This is a genomic window from Amycolatopsis sp. cmx-11-32 (assembly GCF_047608695.1).
GTDB lineage: Bacteria > Actinomycetota > Actinomycetes > Mycobacteriales > Pseudonocardiaceae > Amycolatopsis.
On record NZ_JADNQN010000002.1, the window covers coordinates 71,687 to 89,689 of the forward strand.

The 18,003-nt window shown below is 68.9% G+C and carries 13 protein-coding genes and 1 pseudogene; 7 read left to right on the forward strand and 7 right to left on the reverse strand.

All coding sequences use genetic code 11. From position 1 onward, the window contains the following. Nucleotides 1–13: 13 nt before the first annotated feature. Entirely contained in the window at nt 14–796 is a 783-nt protein-coding gene (locus tag ACM6LR_RS04875) for an alpha/beta fold hydrolase (protein WP_414941963.1), read from the reverse strand. Between ACM6LR_RS04875 and ACM6LR_RS04880 the strand changes: the two genes are divergently transcribed. From ACM6LR_RS04880 to ACM6LR_RS04890, 3 genes are all read left to right on the forward strand, one after another. Next, nucleotides 795–2,237: a M1 family metallopeptidase gene (locus tag ACM6LR_RS04880; protein WP_414941962.1), complete on the forward strand. Its 1,443-nt coding sequence runs from the start codon at nt 795–797 to the stop codon at nt 2,235–2,237. The two genes, ACM6LR_RS04875 and ACM6LR_RS04880, sit on opposite strands and share 2 nt — an antisense overlap. Nucleotides 2,238–2,525: 288 nt before the next feature. Continuing rightward, on the forward strand, nt 2,526–2,834 hold the full coding sequence (locus ACM6LR_RS04885) for an antibiotic biosynthesis monooxygenase family protein (protein WP_076155856.1): 309 nt from the start codon (nt 2,526–2,528) through the stop codon (nt 2,832–2,834). Beyond that, entirely contained in the window at nt 2,827–3,639 is an 813-nt protein-coding gene (locus tag ACM6LR_RS04890; protein WP_414941961.1) for an SIR2 family NAD-dependent protein deacylase, read from the forward strand. Before ACM6LR_RS04885 ends, ACM6LR_RS04890 begins: the two co-directional genes overlap by 8 nt. A gap of 112 nt (nt 3,640–3,751) precedes the next feature. Here ACM6LR_RS04890 and ACM6LR_RS04895 read toward each other — a convergent pair whose 3' ends face one another. Continuing rightward, nucleotides 3,752–4,714 (reverse strand): endonuclease/exonuclease/phosphatase family protein, encoded by a 963-nt coding sequence (locus ACM6LR_RS04895; RefSeq protein WP_414943258.1) that lies wholly within the window; start codon nt 4,712–4,714, stop codon nt 3,752–3,754. 180 nt (nt 4,715–4,894) lie between these two features. Here ACM6LR_RS04895 and ACM6LR_RS04900 point away from each other — a divergent pair, with 180 nt between their 5' ends. Then, on the forward strand, nt 4,895–5,872 hold the full coding sequence (locus tag ACM6LR_RS04900) for an ATP-binding cassette domain-containing protein (protein WP_414941958.1): 978 nt from the start codon (nt 4,895–4,897) through the stop codon (nt 5,870–5,872). Further along, nucleotides 5,869–6,666: an ABC transporter permease gene (locus ACM6LR_RS04905; RefSeq protein ID WP_414941957.1), complete on the forward strand. Its 798-nt coding sequence runs from the start codon at nt 5,869–5,871 to the stop codon at nt 6,664–6,666. Before ACM6LR_RS04900 ends, ACM6LR_RS04905 begins: the two co-directional genes overlap by 4 nt. 244 nt (nt 6,667–6,910) lie before the next feature. Here the strand turns inward: ACM6LR_RS04905 and ACM6LR_RS04910 are convergent, their stop codons facing one another. Next, nucleotides 6,911–10,093, reverse strand: a complete 3,183-nt coding sequence (locus tag ACM6LR_RS04910; protein ID WP_414943259.1) for a BTAD domain-containing putative transcriptional regulator — start codon at nt 10,091–10,093, stop codon at nt 6,911–6,913. Between the two features lie 196 nt (nt 10,094–10,289). On the opposite strand from ACM6LR_RS04910, the gene ACM6LR_RS04915 reads away from it, so the two are divergent. Continuing rightward, complete coding sequence (locus ACM6LR_RS04915) at nt 10,290–11,705, forward strand: M1 family metallopeptidase (RefSeq protein ID WP_414941955.1); 1,416 nt, start codon at nt 10,290–10,292, stop codon at nt 11,703–11,705. Between the two features lie 27 nt (nt 11,706–11,732). Further along, nucleotides 11,733–12,368, forward strand: coding sequence for a pyroglutamyl-peptidase I (gene pcp, locus ACM6LR_RS04920; RefSeq protein ID WP_414943260.1), 636 nt, complete (start codon nt 11,733–11,735; stop codon nt 12,366–12,368). Between the two features lies 1 nt (nt 12,369). On the opposite strand, the gene ACM6LR_RS04925 is transcribed toward pcp, so the two are convergent. The 4 genes and pseudogenes from ACM6LR_RS04925 to ACM6LR_RS04940 form a co-directional block, all read right to left on the reverse strand. After that, nucleotides 12,370–12,630 (reverse strand): hypothetical protein, encoded by a 261-nt coding sequence (locus ACM6LR_RS04925; protein ID WP_414942040.1) that lies wholly within the window; start codon nt 12,628–12,630, stop codon nt 12,370–12,372. Nucleotides 12,631–12,715: 85 nt separating this feature from the next. Further along, nucleotides 12,716–12,982: pseudogene (locus ACM6LR_RS04930) on the reverse strand (pyridoxamine 5'-phosphate oxidase family protein); the annotation flags it as partial. A 19-nt stretch (nt 12,983–13,001) separates the two neighbouring features. Further along, nucleotides 13,002–14,765 (reverse strand): Hsp70 family protein, encoded by a 1,764-nt coding sequence (locus tag ACM6LR_RS04935; RefSeq protein WP_414943261.1) that lies wholly within the window; start codon nt 14,763–14,765, stop codon nt 13,002–13,004. Between the two features lie 518 nt (nt 14,766–15,283). Next, nucleotides 15,284–17,842, reverse strand: coding sequence for an ATP-dependent Clp protease ATP-binding subunit (locus ACM6LR_RS04940; RefSeq protein WP_414941952.1), 2,559 nt, complete (start codon nt 17,840–17,842; stop codon nt 15,284–15,286). Nucleotides 17,843–18,003 lie beyond the last annotated feature (161 nt).

Consider the following 18,003-nt stretch of genomic DNA (forward strand, 5'->3'; position numbering starts at 1 on the left):
GCGGCTCCGGGACCTACCCGATGACGTCGGAAAGAAAGGCTTCGACGGCACCGAGGTAGGTCTCCGGGGCCTCTTCGTGCACGACGTGCCCGGCGCCCTCGACGACGATGTGACGGCCTAGGCCGCCGGGCACGCGGGCCGCGAGTTCGGCCTGCTGCCCGTGCGGCATCGCCGTCCGCTCACCTTCGATCGCCAGCAGCGGGCATTCGACACGTTCGACGTACTCCCAGAAATCCCGCCGTCCCCATTCCGCCGCGATCTCGTACAGATCGGGAAGCGAGGCGATCAGGTGATAACCGTCTTCCCGTTCCTCGACGCATTCGATGAAGTAGTCGCCGGTTCCCCCGAAGAACTCACGCACGTGGGCCAGTGACCGGAACGGGACCGGCCAGGACTCGAAATAGCCGCGCCAGTCGTCCACGGACCGTCCCCGCTGGTCTGGTGCGAAGTCCTCGCAGACCACGGCGCGGACGAGGCCGGGATACGTGGCCGCGGTGACCCAAGCGTGCAGGCCGCCCATCGAATGTCCGATCAGGACGGCGGGTTCGTCGAAGGTCCGCAGCACCGCGGCCAAGTCGTCGGCGAACCGTTCGGTGCGCCATGGCCCGCCACGTGGACCGCGTCCGTGGCCGCGCGCGTCGAGACCGTGGACACGCCCGTACCGTTCGAGTCGTCCGGCGACCCGCCACCACGTCGTCGCCCTGCCCATCAACCCGTGCAGGAGGACGATCGGCGGCCCTTCGCCGCCGAAAGTGATCAACCCGTCGCGGTGAATCACCACTAAGCTCCCCTCCATGCGCAGCCGTGTCCCCGCCGCCGGCCTGGTTCTGGGGGTCGTCGGCGCCCTGATTATCGGTTGCAGCGTCGATGATGCCCCGGCCACTCCCCCTCCGCCTCCGCCGGCGAACCCGACGCCGGGCGCTTCGGGCGCGGGCGACCCGTATTACCCGATGGACGGGAACGGCGGCTACGACGCGGGCGAATACCAGGTCGGGATCACTTACGACCCCGCGAAGGGGCGACTCGACGGCGACACCACGGTGACCGCGAAAGCGACCCAGGACCTCAACCGGTACAACCTGGACTTACGCGGCTTGACGGTCCAATCCGTCGAAGTGGAGGGAAAACCGGCGAAGTTCGTCCGCGAGGGCGAATTCGAGCTGGTGGTGACCCCCATCGAGCCGATCCGGAACGGGACCACTTTCCGCACGAAGGTCGTCTACGGCGGCGACCCATCGGCGACACCCAAGGCGGGCCGCAACGAAAGCGGCTGGCAGAAGTCGAAGGACGGCGGCGCGTTCATCGTCGGCGAGCCGCATTCGGCGTCGTTCTGGTACCCCGTCAACGAAACCCCACGCGACAAGGCGATGTTCAACCTCACCGCCCGCGTGCCGGACGGCTGGACCGTCATCTCGAACGGACGCGAGATCCAGAAGACCTCGGCGAACGGCTGGTCCACGACGTCCTGGCAGGAACGCACGCCCGTGGCGGCCTATCTGACCACGGTGGCGATCGACAAGTTCACCGTCGACCGGATGTCCCTCCCCGACGGGACTCCGCTGGTCAACGCGTACGCGCCGGGCGCGGAGGACCGGCGAGACGCCGGCAGGCGGCTGCCGGAGATCATCGGCTTCCTGGCCTCGAAGTTCGGGCCGTACCCGGTGGACGCGGCGGGCGGGATCTACCTCGACGAGGACATCCACTTCTCACTGGAGACCCAGACCAGGCCCACCTACGCGAAATGGGCCGACCTGGTCACCGTGGTGCACGAAACCGCACACCAGTGGTTCGGCGATTCGGTGACACTGAATTCGTGGTCCGACATCTGCCTCAACGAATGCCTCGCCTCGTACGCGCAATGGCTGTGGCAAGAGTCGCGGGACGGCCAGAACCTCGATGACCGCTACCGCGCGGCACTCGAGATCATGCGGGGCAGCCCGGATTTCTGGACGTCGAAACTGGTCGACATGGGGGCGGGGCAGGAATTCCACGGCGTGTACGACAAGGGGATCCTGGCCATCCACGCGCTGCGGCGGAAGATCGGCGAAGGGGCGTTCGCGCGGCTGCTGAAGGAGTGGCCGGCGGCCTACCGGAACGCCAACGCGTCCTGGGCGGATTTCGAGGCGTTCACGATCAAGCTCGCGGGGCAGGACCTGCGGCCGTTCTTCGACGCCTGGTTCCACGGCACGGCGATTCCTCCGGACGCCGAACTGCTCCCAGGCACCCTGCGGGGGTAAGCGCCCCCGCAATTAGTCCTCTAGTTGCGGTCTTGGGGGCTTCGGGAGGCTCAGGCACCACGCAATTAGTCCTCTGGTTGCGGTCACCGCGGAGCGGGTAGTCCGGCCGGCGATCGGCTTGAGCCGCATCGACCGCTCGTGCCCGGAGAGCGGCGAAGGACAGAAGGCGGCGTCCACGCAGGTCGACGGCCTGGCCGCCGGGGCACAAGAACGGCGCGCTCTACGACGGTCGCCTGGGTCCCACGCGTCACATCGCGGCGCGAAAGAGTTTCACCGTAGGGTGGCGGTATGGCAGTCGTGAAGATCAACGCGATCGAGGTCCCCGAAGGCGCAGGCCCCGAGCTGGAGAAGAGGTTCGCCGCGCGGTTGCACGCCGTCGACAACCAGCCCGGTTTCCTCGGCTTCGAACTGCTCCGCCCGGTCTCCGGCGAGACGCGCTACTTCGTCTACACGAAGTGGGAGTCCGAAGAGGCATACCAGGCTTGGGCGTCCGGCCCGGCACGCGAGGCGCACGCGGGCGAGCGCGCGAAGCCGGTCTCCAGCGGGGCGAACCTGCTGGAATTCGAGGTCGTCCAGGCTTCGAAGCCGGGTGAGTGAGCTCGAACGAGCCGCGGAACTGATCGACGGCGCCGGCGCGCTGCTCGTCTGCGCCGGTGCCGGGATGGGCGTCGACTCCGGCCTGCCCGATTTCCGGGGCGACCAGGGGTTCTGGAAGGCGTATCCGCCGTACGCGCGGCTGGGCATCAGCTTCGTCGAACTCGCCGACCCGCGGCATTTCGCCGATGACCCCGAGCTGGCCTGGGGTTTCTACGGACACCGGCTCGCGCTGTACCGCGACACCGTCCCGCACGAGGGATTCCGGATCCTGCTGTCCTGGGGAGCGCGGAAACCCGGGGGCACGCGGGCCTTCACGTCCAATGTGGACGGACAGTTCCAGAAGGCAGGCTACCCGCACGTCGCCGAGGCGCACGGGTCCATTCACCATCTCCAGTGCCGCACCCGGTGCACCACCGAGATCTGGGCCGCGGACGACGTCGAGGTCCCCCTCGACGAGGAAACGATGCGCGCGCTGAAACCGCTGCCGTCGTGCCCGCGCTGCGGCGGTCTCGCGCGGCCCAACATCCTGATGTTCGGCGACTACGACTGGCTGGAACGGCGTAGCCAGGCCCAGCTCGACGAGCTGACAGCGTGGCGTCGCGCGCATCGCGACCTCGTGGTGGTGGAACTCGGCGCCGGACAGGCCGTGCCGACGGTGCGGCGCTATTCGGAGCTGGCCAGCGCCGCGACCGGTTCACTCGTCCGCGTCAATCCGCGCGAGCCGCAGATCCGGCACGACCGCGGCGTCTCGCTGGCGAGCGACGGCCTCGAAACCCTCAAGGCGCTGGACGCCCTGCTCGCCTGAGGCACAGATCGCGGTCCGCCGTTTCGGACTGGTTCCACTCGACCGCGATCGCCTGCGGTGACCAGGTCCCGGCCCGAACAGCCGCGTGGGTCCTCATCAGCGGAAAGTCGCTTCAGGGCAGGACGATCTCCGCGTAGACGGCGTCGTGATCACTGCCGGGCGTCTCCAGCACCTTGAAGTCCGCGATGGCCGTCCGCTTGTCCGCCAGCACGTGGTCGATCGGCACCGGCGGCACCATCCCGTTCGTCCAGGTCCCCTGCAGCGCCTTCCCCAGCTGATCGGCCGCGTCGACGTATCCCCTGGTCAGCAGCTCACGGAAGAGTGAATGGTCGAGGCTGGCGTTGAAGTCGCCCGCCAGGATCCGGATGTCGTGCTCCGCGTCGGCGTAGGGCAGGTCCTTGGCCTCGTCGACCCACGTGTGCCTGTCCCACATCGGCGCCGCCGGATGGACCGCGACGACCTCGATCCGGATCCCGTCGCCGAGATCGATGCTCGCACTCGGCTGTTTGTGGTTCGAGTCGCCGCTCAGCTTCAACGGCGTGAGCGGGTACTTCGACACCACCCCGGAGCCGGACGCCCACTCCGCCGGGTGCAGCACGTGGAACGGCAAGATCTTGAACAGCCCGGCGCGTTCCAGCCCGGCGATCGCCTCGGCCGTCATCTCGGTGAGGCTCAGGACGTCGACCTGGTGTTCCTTCACATAGCCGACGATCGTGGCCGGGTCCGCCCGCCCGCCGAGCATATTCGACGCCAGCACGCGGACGTGTTTCCCGCCGAGCGCCTTCTGCTCGTTCGCGAACGCGCGGGGCAGCACCAGCGCGGCGATCGTGAAGGTCAGCACCAGTGCGACCGCCCCTGTCCACCAGCGCCGCGATCCCAGCGCGAGGACGGCGAGCACCAGCGTCGCGATCCCGGCGTACGGCGTCAGCGCGAGCGCCGCGATCGTGTACGTGTTGCCGTCGTACCCCACCAGCCGCAGCACCGTCAGCACCGCGAACGGCACCAGCGCGCCGATCAGCAGCCCGCTGACCAGCTTCCCCCGTGGGCTCACGCGCACCCGGTCTTCGATCACCATGACGTCGAGTATGCCGATCATGCGCGGTGTGACGGCGACCTCCACAACACCTTCACAACCTCCTCACACCGCGCCTACCAGCGCTTATCAGGGATTGCCAGGTTTTGCCAGCGCGCTGTGCGCGGTCTGCCAGCCGGGGAGGGCACCTTTGTCCGCGGGGCGAGATCCACAGGAGGAAACATGACTCACGCGATCAGGGCCGAAGGCCTGGTCAAACACTATGGGGAGACGAAGGCGCTCGACGGGGTCGATCTGGAGGTCCCGTCGGGCAAGGTGGTCGGGGTGCTGGGGCCGAACGGCGCGGGGAAGACGACCGCCGTCCGGATCCTGGCCACCTTGATCCGGCCGGATCGCGGCCACGCGAGCGTCTTCGGCTACGACGTCGTCAAGAACCCGATGCAGGTCCGCGGCATGATCGGGCTGACCGGGCAGTACGCGTCGGTCGACGAGGACCTCTCCGGCACGGAGAACCTCGTGCTGATCGGCAGGCTGCTGGAGTTCTCCAGGGCCGACGCGAAGAAGCGGGCTGCCGATCTGCTGGAGCGGTTCGAGCTGACCGACGCCGCCGGACGCGCGATCAAGACCTACTCGGGCGGGATGCGGCGACGGCTCGACCTCGCCGCGAGCCTTGTCGGCCGTCCGAAGGTGCTCTACCTGGACGAGCCGACCACCGGACTCGACCCGCACGCCCGCAACGAGGTCTGGGCCGTGGTCCGGACGCTGGTCGCGGACGGGACGACGGTGCTGCTCACCACGCAGTACCTGGAGGAGGCCGACCAGCTGGCCGACACGATCACCGTGTTCGACCACGGGCTGGTCGTGGCGAACGGCCGGGCCGACGAGCTCAAGCGGCGGACCGGCGGCCAGACGCTGCAGGTCCGGCCGACCGCGCTCGCCGATCTCGACGCCGTCGAGCGCATCCTGGCCGGACTCACCGGGGTCCGGCCGAACCGGGACAACGACACGGGACTGCTCACCGCGCCCGTCGCCGACCCCGTCCTGCTGTCCACCTTGGTCCGCAAACTGGACGAAGCCGGGATCACCGCGGACGAGCTGGCGCTGCGACTGCCCAGCCTCGACGAGGTCTTCCTCGCACTCACCGGCAAGCGGCCCGAAGAGTCCACAAAGGACACGACTCCGGAAGGGAGCCTGGTATGACGACCATCGCCGCGCCCGCGCAGGCGCGCGTTTCACTGTCCAGCAGCGTCCAGCACGGACTTTCCCTTGCCTGGCGCGGAATCCTGAAGATCCGCAAGAACCCGGAGCAGCTGGCCGACGTCACCATCGCGCCGATCATCTTCCTGGTCATGTTCGTCTACCTGTTCGGTGGCGCGCTCGCCCCGAGCATCGACGACTACCTGCAGATGATCGTGCCCGGCATCATGGTGTTCAACATCCTGCAGGCCAGCATGACCGTCGGGGTCCAGCTCAACACCGACGTCACCAAGGGCGTGTTCGACCGGTTCCGCGCGATGCCGATCGCCAGGTCCGCCCCGCTGATCGGCGCCGTGCTGGCCGACATCGTGCGCTACCTGGTGTGCATCACCGTGCTGATGATCGTCGCGACGATCATGGGCTACCGGATCCAGACCGGCCCGGCGGAGTTCGCGCTGGCCGTGGTGCTGGTCATCGCGTTCGCGCTGGCGTTCTGCTGGGCGTCGGTGTTCGTCGGGATGCTGGTGAAGAGCCCCGGCGCGGTTCAGGGCCTGATGTTCGTGGTGCTCATGCCGCTGACCTTCGGCAGCAACGTGTTCGTGCAGACCGGCACCATGCCCGGCTGGCTGAAGGCGTGGGCGGACATCAGTCCGGTGACGCAGATGTCCGACGTGCTGCGCGGGCTGATGAACGGCGGACCGGTCGCCGGGCCGCTCACCGGCGCGCTGATCTGGATGGCGGCCGCGATCGCGGTCTTCTTCCCGCTCGCCACTTGGGCCTATCGGAAGCGCGTCTGACGGGGGTCAGGGGAACGCGCTTAAGGCCTCCTTCGCTACCTCGAGGGCAGGGTCCCGGCAAAGTCGCAGAGCCGCTGGTCAGGGCTGTTCTTGGTAATCGGGACTTGACATCGCTCGTGCCCGCAAGAGCCGAGCGGGGAGTTCTTGGGCGAGGCATGTCCTCGAACCCCTGTTGATCAAGCTCCGCAACCGGTATAGCCCCGCGGCGTCGACTTTGCCTGGACCCGGACCTTGAAGGCCCGCTTCACGTACTCGCTTCGGAACTCAGCCAGGAGAGCAATTCGGCCCGGGGCAGTCCAGCGTCCTGGCCGAGCAGCGACTCGTAGCGCTCCTCCCCGAAGTGCTCGCGAAGGTCGTCGATCAACACCCGGATCGACGGTTCGCCGAGGTCAAGCTTGCCGCGGAGGAGTTTCGCCGCGCCGACCAGCCGGACAGCGCTCTCGGCCCGTCCCTGCCGGAAGCGGATCAGGGCGAAGATCTCGACGATCCGGCCGAGGTCGGCCATGTCGCCCCGCTCCTTGGTGGACTTCACGACGACGACGGCCGCGCGCTCGGCCTCGTCCAGCTCGCCGGCGGCCAGCGCCACCTCCGTGTCGATGAGCCCGCCGAACTCCTCGCCGAACAGGCCCGGCAGCGGCACCTGGGCCATCCGCGCCCGGAACCGCGCGGCGACCTCGCGTGCCTCGTCCACCCGGCCGGCGCGGCTGAGCAGGTCGGCCTTGCCCACCAGCACCATCACCGCGAGCTGATCGTTGCCCGTGTCGATCGCGTAGCGCTCCGCCTCCCGGATCTCGCGCATCGCCGTGTCGAGGTCACCGGCCCGCGCGTACTCCGTCGCGAGCCGCCAGCGCTGCTGGATCACGTCGTCCTGCGAACCCAGTTCGAGGGCGAGGGCGATCCCTTGCCGGTACAGCGAAATCGCGGCTTCGTGGTCACCGGACATCGAGATGTCGGACGCCTTCATGCCCACCGCCATCGCGGTGCCCCACCGGTCGCCCACGGCCGAGAACCCTTCGAAGGCCCGGTCCCTCGCCTGTCCCGCCCCCTCGGGGTCCCCTTCGTCACCGAGGATGAAACTCTGCGCCCACGAAGCGGCGGCGCGCGCCCACGGGTCCAGGCTCAGCAGCGCCCGCGTCACCTCGCGGTGCGCGAGTTCCTTGTCCTGACAGAAGAACGCGAGCATCGGCAGCCCGAGAGCCAGTCCGGCGAACCGTTCCTGCGCGTTCGTCCGCACGCAGTGGTCGATCAACGCGACGCCCTCTTCCGGATCGCCGATTCCAGGCACCATCGCCATCATCGCGCGGATCGCCCGGAACGCGGCGGCGAAGTCCTCCTCCAGGCGGTCACCGAAAGCGAGCACCTCGGCGACGAACCCCTCCAACCGGTCACTGTCACCTTTGATCAGCCAGTACCAGAAGGAGCCACCGAACAGGCGCGTCGCCATCTCCACGTCGTCCGCGTCGATCGCCTGACGGAGCGCCGTCACGAGGTTGCCGTTCTCGGCGTCGTACCGCGAGATGGCGACGAGCTGGTTCCTCGTCCGCAGCGACGGCTCCAGCCGCTCGGCGAGTTCGGCGTAGTAGCGGTGGTACGCCTTCGCCAGCCTCGCACGCTCTCCCGCCTCGTCGAGGCGCTCCGCCGCGTAAGCCCGGATGGTCTCCAGCATGCGATACCGGGGCTCGCCCTGATCGCCCGCCATGGCGTCCACGATGGACTTCTCGACCAGTGAACCAAGGACGTACAGGGCGTCTTCGGCGGGCAGTCCTTCACCGGCACAGACGCTTTCGACCGCTTCGACCTCGGCACCCGCACCGAAGACCGACAGCCGTCTGGCGAGGACGCGTTCGGCGTCGTCGAGCAGATCCCAGCTCCATTCGACGACGGCACGCAGCGTGCGCTGCCTCGGCAACGCCGTCCGGCTGCCCGAGGTCAGCAGGCGGAACCGGTCGTCGAGGCGCTGCGAGATCTGCGCGACGGTCATCGACCGCAGCCGCGCGGCGGCCAATTCCAGTGCCAGCGGCATCCCGTCCAGCCGTCGGCAGATCTGCGCGACCTCGTCCACAGTGGACTCGTCGAGGACGAAGTCCGGGCGGACGGCCACGGCCCTGTCGACGAACAGCCGGATCGCCCCGGCTTCGGCCGCCTGCGGCACGGTCGGCGTCCCGTCCGGCACGGCGAGCGGGCCGAGCGGGCACAGTGTCTCACCGTCGATGGCCAGCGCCTCGCGGCTCGTCGCGAGGATCCGCAGGGTCGGCACGCGGCGCAGCAGGGTGTTCGCCAGCTCGGCGGCCGCGTCGACCAGATGCTCGCAGTTGTCCAGCACCAGCAGCGCGTCACCGGCGCCGAGCGTCTCCACGGCCCTGGCCAGCGCGTCCACCGGGCGCCGCATCGGGTCGCCGTGCGAGAGGCCGAGGTCCCACAGTTCCAGCGCCGCGAAGACCGCGCCGGGCAGGTCGCCAGGGTCGCGGACGCCGGCGAGCGGCACGAACCAGACACGCCCGCGCGCGTGCGCCGGATGCCGCGTCGCGACCTCGGTGGCCAGCCGCGTCTTCCCGGCGCCGCCGGACCCGACCAGCGTCACCAGCCGAGCGCCGGCGAGGAGTTCGGCGACCAGCTTCAACTCGTCGTCACGGCCGACGAAGCTGGTCAGCCGGACCGGGAGATGGTCGGCGGCCGCGGGTGGCGGGCCGAGTTCGCCGCGCAGCGCGGCGAGGTGGATCTCCTGGAGCTCGGACGAGGGGTCGACGCCAAGCTGGTCGGCCAGCGCAGCCCGGACCTCCTCGTAGACGGCGAGTGCGTCGGACTGCCGGACCGCCGCGCACAACGCCCGGATCCACAGCCCCGCGAGACGTTCGCGCAGCGGATTCCCCGCGGCCGCCTCCTTGAGGTCCGCCAGGACCCGGTCTTGCCCGCCGAGCCGGATCTCGGCCTCGAAGCGATCTTCGGCGGCTTCGAGACGCAGATCCTCCAGCCGGGTCGCCGGTGCCTGCGCGAAGGGGGCTTCGAGCACGTCGGACAGCGCTTGGCCACGCCAGAGGCCGAGTGCTTCGGCGAGGATCGCGGCCGCACCGGAGTCCCGGCCCGCCGCCAACTCGGCCCGCCCCTCCGCGGCCAGCCGTTCGAAGCGGTACACGTCGACGTCCTCGCGGGCGACGTCCAGCCGGTAACCGCCAGTGCCCGAGTCGAGGGTGACGCCGTCGGCACGCAGGACCTTGCGCAGCCGCGAGACCAGGGACTGCAGCGCGTTCGCCGCGTCGGCGGGCGGTTCCGCGCCCCAGAGACCGTCGATGAGGACCGTCGCCGGGACACCCCGGCCGGGGTCCAGCGCCAGCCTCGCCAAGAGCATGCGGAGGCGGACACCGCCGATGTCGACCGGGGTGCCGTCTCCGGCCTCCGCTCCGACCGGGCCCAGCAGCGTCACACGCACGACCCCAGCTTTCCAGAACCCGCGAACGGACAGCCCGGCCAGGCCGGGTATCTCAGAGCGCGCTGTCGGACTCCGGACTCCGTTCAGGCGACGGAAGTGGGGATTATCCGGGCACGGAGGAGCTTTCCGGGCGGACGGCCGCGGTCACCGGGCTACGTTCGGGTCCGAAGCGACAGCCGATCGACTGGGAGCGTGAATGAGGTACCGGAGTGCGGCCGTCATCGCCGCCGTCCTGGCCGCGAGTGTCCTCGGCGGTGGGACCGCCCTCGCCGACACCGGCGAACCCGGCGCCGACGGCGCGGGCGACAGCTACTACCCGCAGGACGGCAACGGCGGCTACGACGTCGGCGACTACCACCTGAAAATCGGCTACGAACCGGCCACCAAACAGCTCACCGGCCTGCAGACGATCACCGGCCGGACGACGCAGTCCCTGAGCTCGTTCAACCTCGACCTGCGCGGGCTGACCGTCGACTCGGTCAAGGTCAACGGGCGGAAGGCGGCCTTCACCCGGACCGGTGACCACGAACTGGTGATCACCCCGGCCCGCCCGCTGCGCGGCCACGAGCGGTTCACCGCCGAAATCGCCTACCACGGCGTCCCGCGGCCGATCGAAGATCCGCTGCTCGGCGAGAACGGCTGGCAGTTCGCGAAATCCGGCGGCGCGTTCGTCGCGGGCGAGCCGAAGTCCGCGACGACCTGGTACCCGGTCAACGACACCCCGCGCGACAAGGCGACCTTCCATCTCACGGTCACCGTGCCCTCGGAGTGGGGCGTCATCTCCAACGGCCGCGAGCGGGGGCGGTTCAAGAACGGCGAGAACACCACGTACGTCTGGGCCGAGGAGACCCCGGCCGTGCCGTACATGACGACGGTCGCGATCGACAAATGGGAGTTCGAGCGGACGAAGCTGTCCGACGGCACCCCGGTCGTCAACGCCTATGCCCCCGGCACCCCCGCCGCGACCAAGCAGGCCGAGGCGCGGCTGCCGGAGATCATCGACTTCCTGGCGTCGAGGTTCGGGCGGTACCCGGTGGACGCGGCGGGCGGCATCTTCCTCGCCGAGCCGATCGGGTTCTCGCTGGAGACGCTGAGCAGGCCGATCTACTCGGGCGCGGCGGGCAACATCCCGACGATCGTGCACGAGAACGCCCACCAGTGGTGGGGTGACTCGGTCGCCGTCGACAAGTGGAAGGACGTCTGCCTCAACGAATGCTTCGCCTCCTACGCGGAGTGGATGTGGTCCGAGGCGAAGTCGGGCCAGGACCTCAAGGCGCGCTACCTGACCGCCGTGCAAAAGGCGACGGACCGGTTCTGGGCCGGGAAGCTGTACGACATGGGGCCCGGCAACGAGTTCACCTACGTGTACTCGAAGGGCCCGGCGGCACTGCACGCGCTGAAGAACTACATCGGCGCGGCTCCGTTCGACCGCATCCTGAAGACGTGGCCGTCACTGCACCGCGACGGCAACGCGAGCCTGCCGGAGTTCCAGAGGTTCGCCGAACGCATGGCGCACAAGAACCTCCAAGGCTTCTTCGACGCGTGGTTCTACGGCAACACCAAGCCCGCGCCCGAGTTCCTCTACCCCGGGGACCTCAAGCCGGCGGCCTGACCTCCGTCACACGTTAGGGTGAGAGGCATGACGTCAGTGCTCCTCACCGGTTTCGATCCGTTCGGCGGTGAGCGGGTGAACCCGTCGTGGCAGGCGGTTTCCCTGCTCACCGGCCGTCGGCACGACACGGTGGCCGTCGAACTGCCGTGTGTGTTCTCGCGTTCGCTGGTCACCTTGCGCGACGCGATCGACGAGTACCGGCCTGAACTGGTGATCTGCGTAGGACAGGCGGGTGGCCGGGCAGGCGTCACCCCGGAACGGGTCGCGATCAACCTGATCGACGCGCGTGTCCCGGACAACGCGGGCTCGCAGCCCGTCGACGTCCCGGTGATCCCCGGCGGGCCGAACGCGTACTTCACGACCTTGCCGGTGAAGGCGTGCGTCGCGGGGATCGAGGCCGCGGGACTTCCGGCGTCGGTCTCGCACACGGCCGGGACGTATGTGTGCAACCAGGTCTTCTACGGGCTGACGCACTTGCTGGACAACGACTTTCCCGGCGTCCGGGGCGGTTTCGTGCACGTTCCCTACACGCCGGAACAGGCCGCGCGGACGACGGCGCCGAGCCTCGCCGTGCATCGGGCGGCGGAGGCGCTGGGGATCATCGTCGACACGGCGCTTTCGGTCACCGAGGATCTTTCGACGCCCGCGGGCACCCTGCACTGACTCAGTACAGGTTCTGCCGGTAGTCCACGGAGATCGCGGCACGCATCATCCGCTCGCCCGCCGCCTTCCGCAGGAGCTTCGCGGCGACGCCGGTGGTCTCGTTGAGCTTGACGTGGTCGGTCCAGATCGCGGCGGGTTTGGGTAGTCCTTCCGGGTCGACATGCTGCCCGGCGTCCCAGAGACGGGCATCGCGGACCGTCGCGCTGTGCTTGAGCCGCGCGCGCCACCTCGACCAGCAGCACCGCCTTGGGCGTGCGGCCACGCTCGGCCATCGGCTCGCGCAGCGCGGGATCCGCGCTGACGCTCGCGGTGCCGGTGAGTTCGAGGACGCGGTCGTCGCCGGGCGCGAGGGCCACGATCGCCACGTCCGGCTGTTCGAGGACATTGTGGAACGTGTCGGTGCGGCGGTTGCCGGGCCGGTCGGCGACCGCGACGGTCGTCGGCCCGATCGGCCGGATGACACCGGGCGGGTCGCCCTTGGGACTGGCGTCGGCCTGACCGTCACCGTCCCGTGAGGTGATCACCGCCAGCCTGTCGATGGACTTCATCATCACCGGCAGCTGTCTGCTCCCCACGACCCGCTCCAGTTCGGCCAGGTCACAGATGGCTTCCATGGAGTCATGGCTACCCCGATCAGGGCTTCAGCTGGGCCGTGAAGAAGTCGACCATCTCCTGGGTCGTCCGCGCCGTCCCGTCGCGACGGGTCGAGACGAGCATCGCGCTCACTGGCGCGTCTTCGGTCCCGAAGAGCACGACGCCGCTTCGCTTGCCAACGCCCGCCAGGTAACGCCCGCGCAGGCCGTCGGCCGCCCAGGTGCCCTCCACGGGTTTGCCCTTGGTCATCTGGCGCCGGGCGTCGTCCTCCAAGGCGGTCATCGCGACGCCCTGGTAGTAGTTGATCGCGTTCGACGCCCCCTCGTTCTTGAACACGCAGGTGACCGCCGACGTCGCGCCCATCGCGGCGGCCGCGTCCGGCGCGTCCCGGCAGTCGTCCCGCCTCGGGATGACGGCGGCGATCCGGCGGAGGCAGTCCGTGAACCCCTGCGTGTCCTTCCGGCCCGCCTGGTCGCAGGCCGGTCGCTTTTCCGGTGCCACGGCGACCGGTTCTTCCTTACCGGCGCTGAGCAGGACGATCGTCGTCACGATCGCCGCGAGAGCGAGCACGATGACACCGTACGTCGTGGGCTTCCGCCAATCCCGGCCCGGCGGGGGCTGCGGCGGCGTCCAGCGCGGAGGTTGCGGGCGCCGAGGCGGCTGCTGCTGGACCGACGGCTGCTGCCTTCGCACCGGCGGCGCGACATGAGCGAAGGCGGGTACGGTCAGCTGGGAGTCCTCGCCACCCGCCGGCACGTGGTGCAACCCGAACGCGACCGCCGTCTCCGGCTGGTCCTGCGTCGTCGGCGTGATCCTGAGCTGATTCGCCAGCAGACTCGCCAGCAACGGCATCCGGCTCGGCCCGCCGACGAGGTAGACGCCGCCGAGGTGGGCCGGGGCGAGCCCGGCGCGGCGGATGGTGGTGGCCAGGAGTTCGGCGCTGCGCAGGAAACTCGGCCGGACGAGCGCCTCGAGCTCCATCCGGCTGACCCGCACGTCCCTGAACGGCTCCGGCATCGGGATCTCGGTCTGCTGGTGCCGGGACAGGCTTTCCTTGGCGTCACGGACGTCCTGCAGCAACGATCGGCGCGTCCGGCGGTCACTGACCGACTGCGGCCGCAGGATCCGTTGCCACTGAGCCGGTTCCGAATGCGACACCTCGCGGCCGATGTGCACCAGCAGCGCCTGGTCGATGTCGAGACTGCCGAGGTCGGGCAAGCCGTCCTCGGCGAGCACGGCGAACCCTTGGGCGCTGACGCCGACGACCGCGCAGTCGAAAGTGCCCGCTCCGAGGTCGTACACCGCGATCGGACCGGGCGGCCGGTGGTTGTGGTCGAGGGAGGCGTAATGCGCGGCGGCGGCGACCGGCTCGGGAATGAGCAGTGTGGTGCCGAATCCGGCCTTGAGCGCGGCGTCGCGGAGGATCTGCTTGCGCTCCGGGCCCCAGCCCGCGGGATGGGAGACGCGTACCTGCGCGGGCGGGCGCTGGAGGAGAAGCTCGGCCTCCTCGCCGACGCGGTGAAGGACGGCGGCGAAGGCGTCGGCGATGGGGAGCGTGACGTCACCGAGCTGAAGGGCGCCCTGGTCGATACGCCGCTTCGGGTTCGCTTCGAACCGGCTCGGATCCAAGCGGGCGCGGCGTTCGGCGTCGCGGCCGACTAAGACGGTGCCGTCCTTGTCGACGTAGATCGCGGACGACATCGTCACCGACCCGTCGATCTCGACGACCTGCGTCCCCCTGCCGTGGATCGAGAGCACCCCGACCGTGCTGGAGGTACCGAAATCGATCGCCAGAACGTCCACCTGACCCCCTCCCGGACCCGATGGCATCGTCTCACGCGAAGATCGGCACCTTACGGCGACGCCTTGCCCGGCTTCGCGTTCTCCAGGGGGCGCAGCACTTCCACACGTGGATGTAGGCCGGTGCTCTCACGAACCGCAGCCGCGCGATCGAAAGCGGCGGTCGGGCGCGTCACCGCCACCCTTCCCTGCTCTATCGGCACCACAACACCGATATGTGAGGTCATCGGATGGGGGGTGTGTGGAAATAGGGACGTTGAGTTTCCCTATTTCCACACACCCCCTTCGGGTCCGGTGGTCACAGGGACTCCTCGCGCGGGACTGTGTGGACTTTGGGTCGTCTAACGTCCCAAAATCCACACAGTGGGGGACGCGGTCCGGCAGCGGGACCGGTCCCGGCACCGCGCCCGAACCCGATCCCACTCCCCCACACAAGTACATGAAGGCCCCCTTCCTGGCGCCAGGCGCAAGGAAGGGGGCCTTCATGTACTACTTGGGCAGAACGCTCCGCCCACCGAGACCTACTCCGCCTCGGCTTCACCGTTCTCTTCGCTCGAGCCGGCGCCGATGCTGACCGGCGGGGCGTCCGGGACCGACGAGGGACGGGCTTCGCCACGGAAGACGAAGTGCGCCTTGTCGTCCTTCTCGCCCTCTTCGTCGTTCCAGCCTTCGACGTCGACCAGGATGATCTGGCCCGCCTGGATCTCGCCGAACAGGATCTTCTCCGACAGCTGGTCCTCGATCTCGCGCTGGATCGTGCGGCGCAGCGGCCGCGCGCCCAGCACCGGGTCGAAGCCGCGCTTCGCCAGCAGCGCCTTGGCCTTGGGCGTGAGCTCGAGCTCCATGTCCTTGGCCTTGAGCTGCTTCTCGACCCGGGCGGCCATCAGATCGACCATCTGGATGATCTGGTCCTTGGTCAGCTGGTGGAAGACGATGATGTCGTCGATCCGGTTCAGGAACTCCGGCCGGAAATGCTTCTTCATCTCCTCGTTGACCTTTTGCTTCATCTTCTCGTACCGGTTCGCGGTGTCCCCGCTCTGGGAGAAACCGAGCGAAACGGACTTGGAGATGTCCGAGGTACCGAGGTTCGAGGTGAAGATGAGCACGGTGTTCTTGAAGTCGACCGTACGACCCTGGCCGTCGGTGAGACGGCCGTCTTCGAGGACCTGCAGGAGCGTGTTGTAGATCTCCTGGTGGGCCTTCTCGATCTCGTCGAACAGCACCACCGAGAACGGCTTGCGCCGCACCTTCTCGGTCAGCTGGCCGCCTTCTTCGTAGCCGACGTAGCCCGGAGGGGCACCGAAGAGCCGCGAAGCGGTGTAGCGGTCGTGGAACTCGCCCATGTCGATCTGGATGAGCGCGTCGTCCTCGCCGAACAGGAACGCCGCGAGCGCCTTGGACAGCTCGGTCTTACCGACACCGGACGGGCCGGCGAAGATGAACGAGCCGGAGGGGCGCTTCGGGTCCTTCAGACCGGCGCGAGTACGGCGGATCGCCTGGGAGACGGCCTTGACCGCGTCCTCCTGGCCGATGATCCGCTTGTGCAGCTCGTCCTCCATGCGGAGCAGACGCGTGGTCTCCTCCTCGGTGAGCTTGAACACCGGGATGCCGGTCCAGTTGGCGAGGACCTCGGCGATCTGCTCCTCGTCGACCTCGGCGACGACGTCGAGGTCGCCGTCCTTCCACTGCTTCTCCCGCTCGCCCTTCTGGCCGAGGAGGGTCTTCTCCTCGTCACGGAGGCGGGCGGCGCGCTCGAAGTCCTGCGCGTCTATCGCGGACTCCTTGTCCCGGCGCACGTCGGCGATCTTCTCGTCGAACTCGCGCAGGTCCGGCGGCGCGGTCATCCGGCGGATGCGCATCCGCGCGCCCGCCTCGTCGATCAGGTCGATGGCCTTGTCCGGCAGGAACCGGTCGTTGATGTAGCGGTCCGCCAGGGTGGCCGCCTGCACCAGCGCGCCGTCGGTGATCGAGACGCGGTGGTGCGCCTCGTACCGGTCGCGGAGACCCTTGAGGATCTCGATCGTGTGCTCGAGCGACGGCTCGCCGACCTGGATCGGCTGGAAACGGCGTTCCAGCGCGGCGTCCTTCTCGATGTACTTGCGGTACTCCTCGAGCGTGGTCGCGCCGATCGTCTGCAGCTCGCCACGGGCCAGCATCGGCTTCAGGATCGACGCGGCGTCGATCGCGCCCTCGGCGGCACCCGCGCCGACGAGCGTGTGCAGCTCGTCGATGAACAGGATGATGTCGCCGCGGGTCTTGATCTCCTTGAGCACCTTCTTGAGGCGCTCTTCGAAGTCACCGCGGTACCGGGAACCGGCGACCAGGGAGCCGAGGTCGAGGGTGTAGAGCTGCTTGTCCTTCAGCGTCTCCGGGACCTCGCCCTTGACGATGTTCTGCGCGAGCCCTTCGACGACGGCGGTCTTGCCGACGCCGGGCTCACCGATCAGGACCGGGTTGTTCTTGGTGCGCCGCGACAGCACCTGCATGACCCGCTCGATCTCTTTACCGCGGCCGATGACCGGGTCGAGCTTGCCTTCGCGGGCCTGCACGGTCAGGTTGCGGCCGAACTGGTCGAGCACCAGCGACGACGACGGGGTGCCTTCACCGCGTCCGGAGCCGGTCTCGGTCGACTCCTTGCCACCCTGGTAGCCCGACAGCAGCTGCAGGACCTGCTGACGCACCCGGTTGAGGTCCGCGCCGAGCTTGACGAGCACCTGTGCGGCGACGCCTTCTCCCTCGCGGATCAGCCCGAGCAGGATGTGCTCGGTGCCGATGTAGTTGTGGCCGAGCTGCAGCGCTTCGCGCAGCGACAGCTCAAGCACCTTCTTGGCCCGCGGAGTGAAGGGGATGTGCCCGCTCGGGGCCTGCTGCCCCTGGCCGATGATCTCCTCGACCTGCTGGCGGACGCCCTCCAGCGCGATGCCCAGCGATTCCAGCGCCTTGGCGGCGACACCTTCACCCTCGTGGATCAGACCCAGGAGGATGTGCTCGGTGCCGATGTAGTTGTGGTTGAGCATCCTGGCTTCTTCTTGGGCCAGGACGACCACCCGCCTCGCGCGGTCGGTGAACCTTTCAAACATGTGCACTCCCTCGACTGCTGCGACGGCGGCCCGTATCCATCGTGCTTTCACCGCGATGGATTCAGCACCGTAAGACCACTCTAGTAGCCAAGCGGTCGCGCTGGCGTACCACTACGGCTGATTGCGGCCCGTTCGCGCCTCGGCCGCTCTCCGGCCGTGCG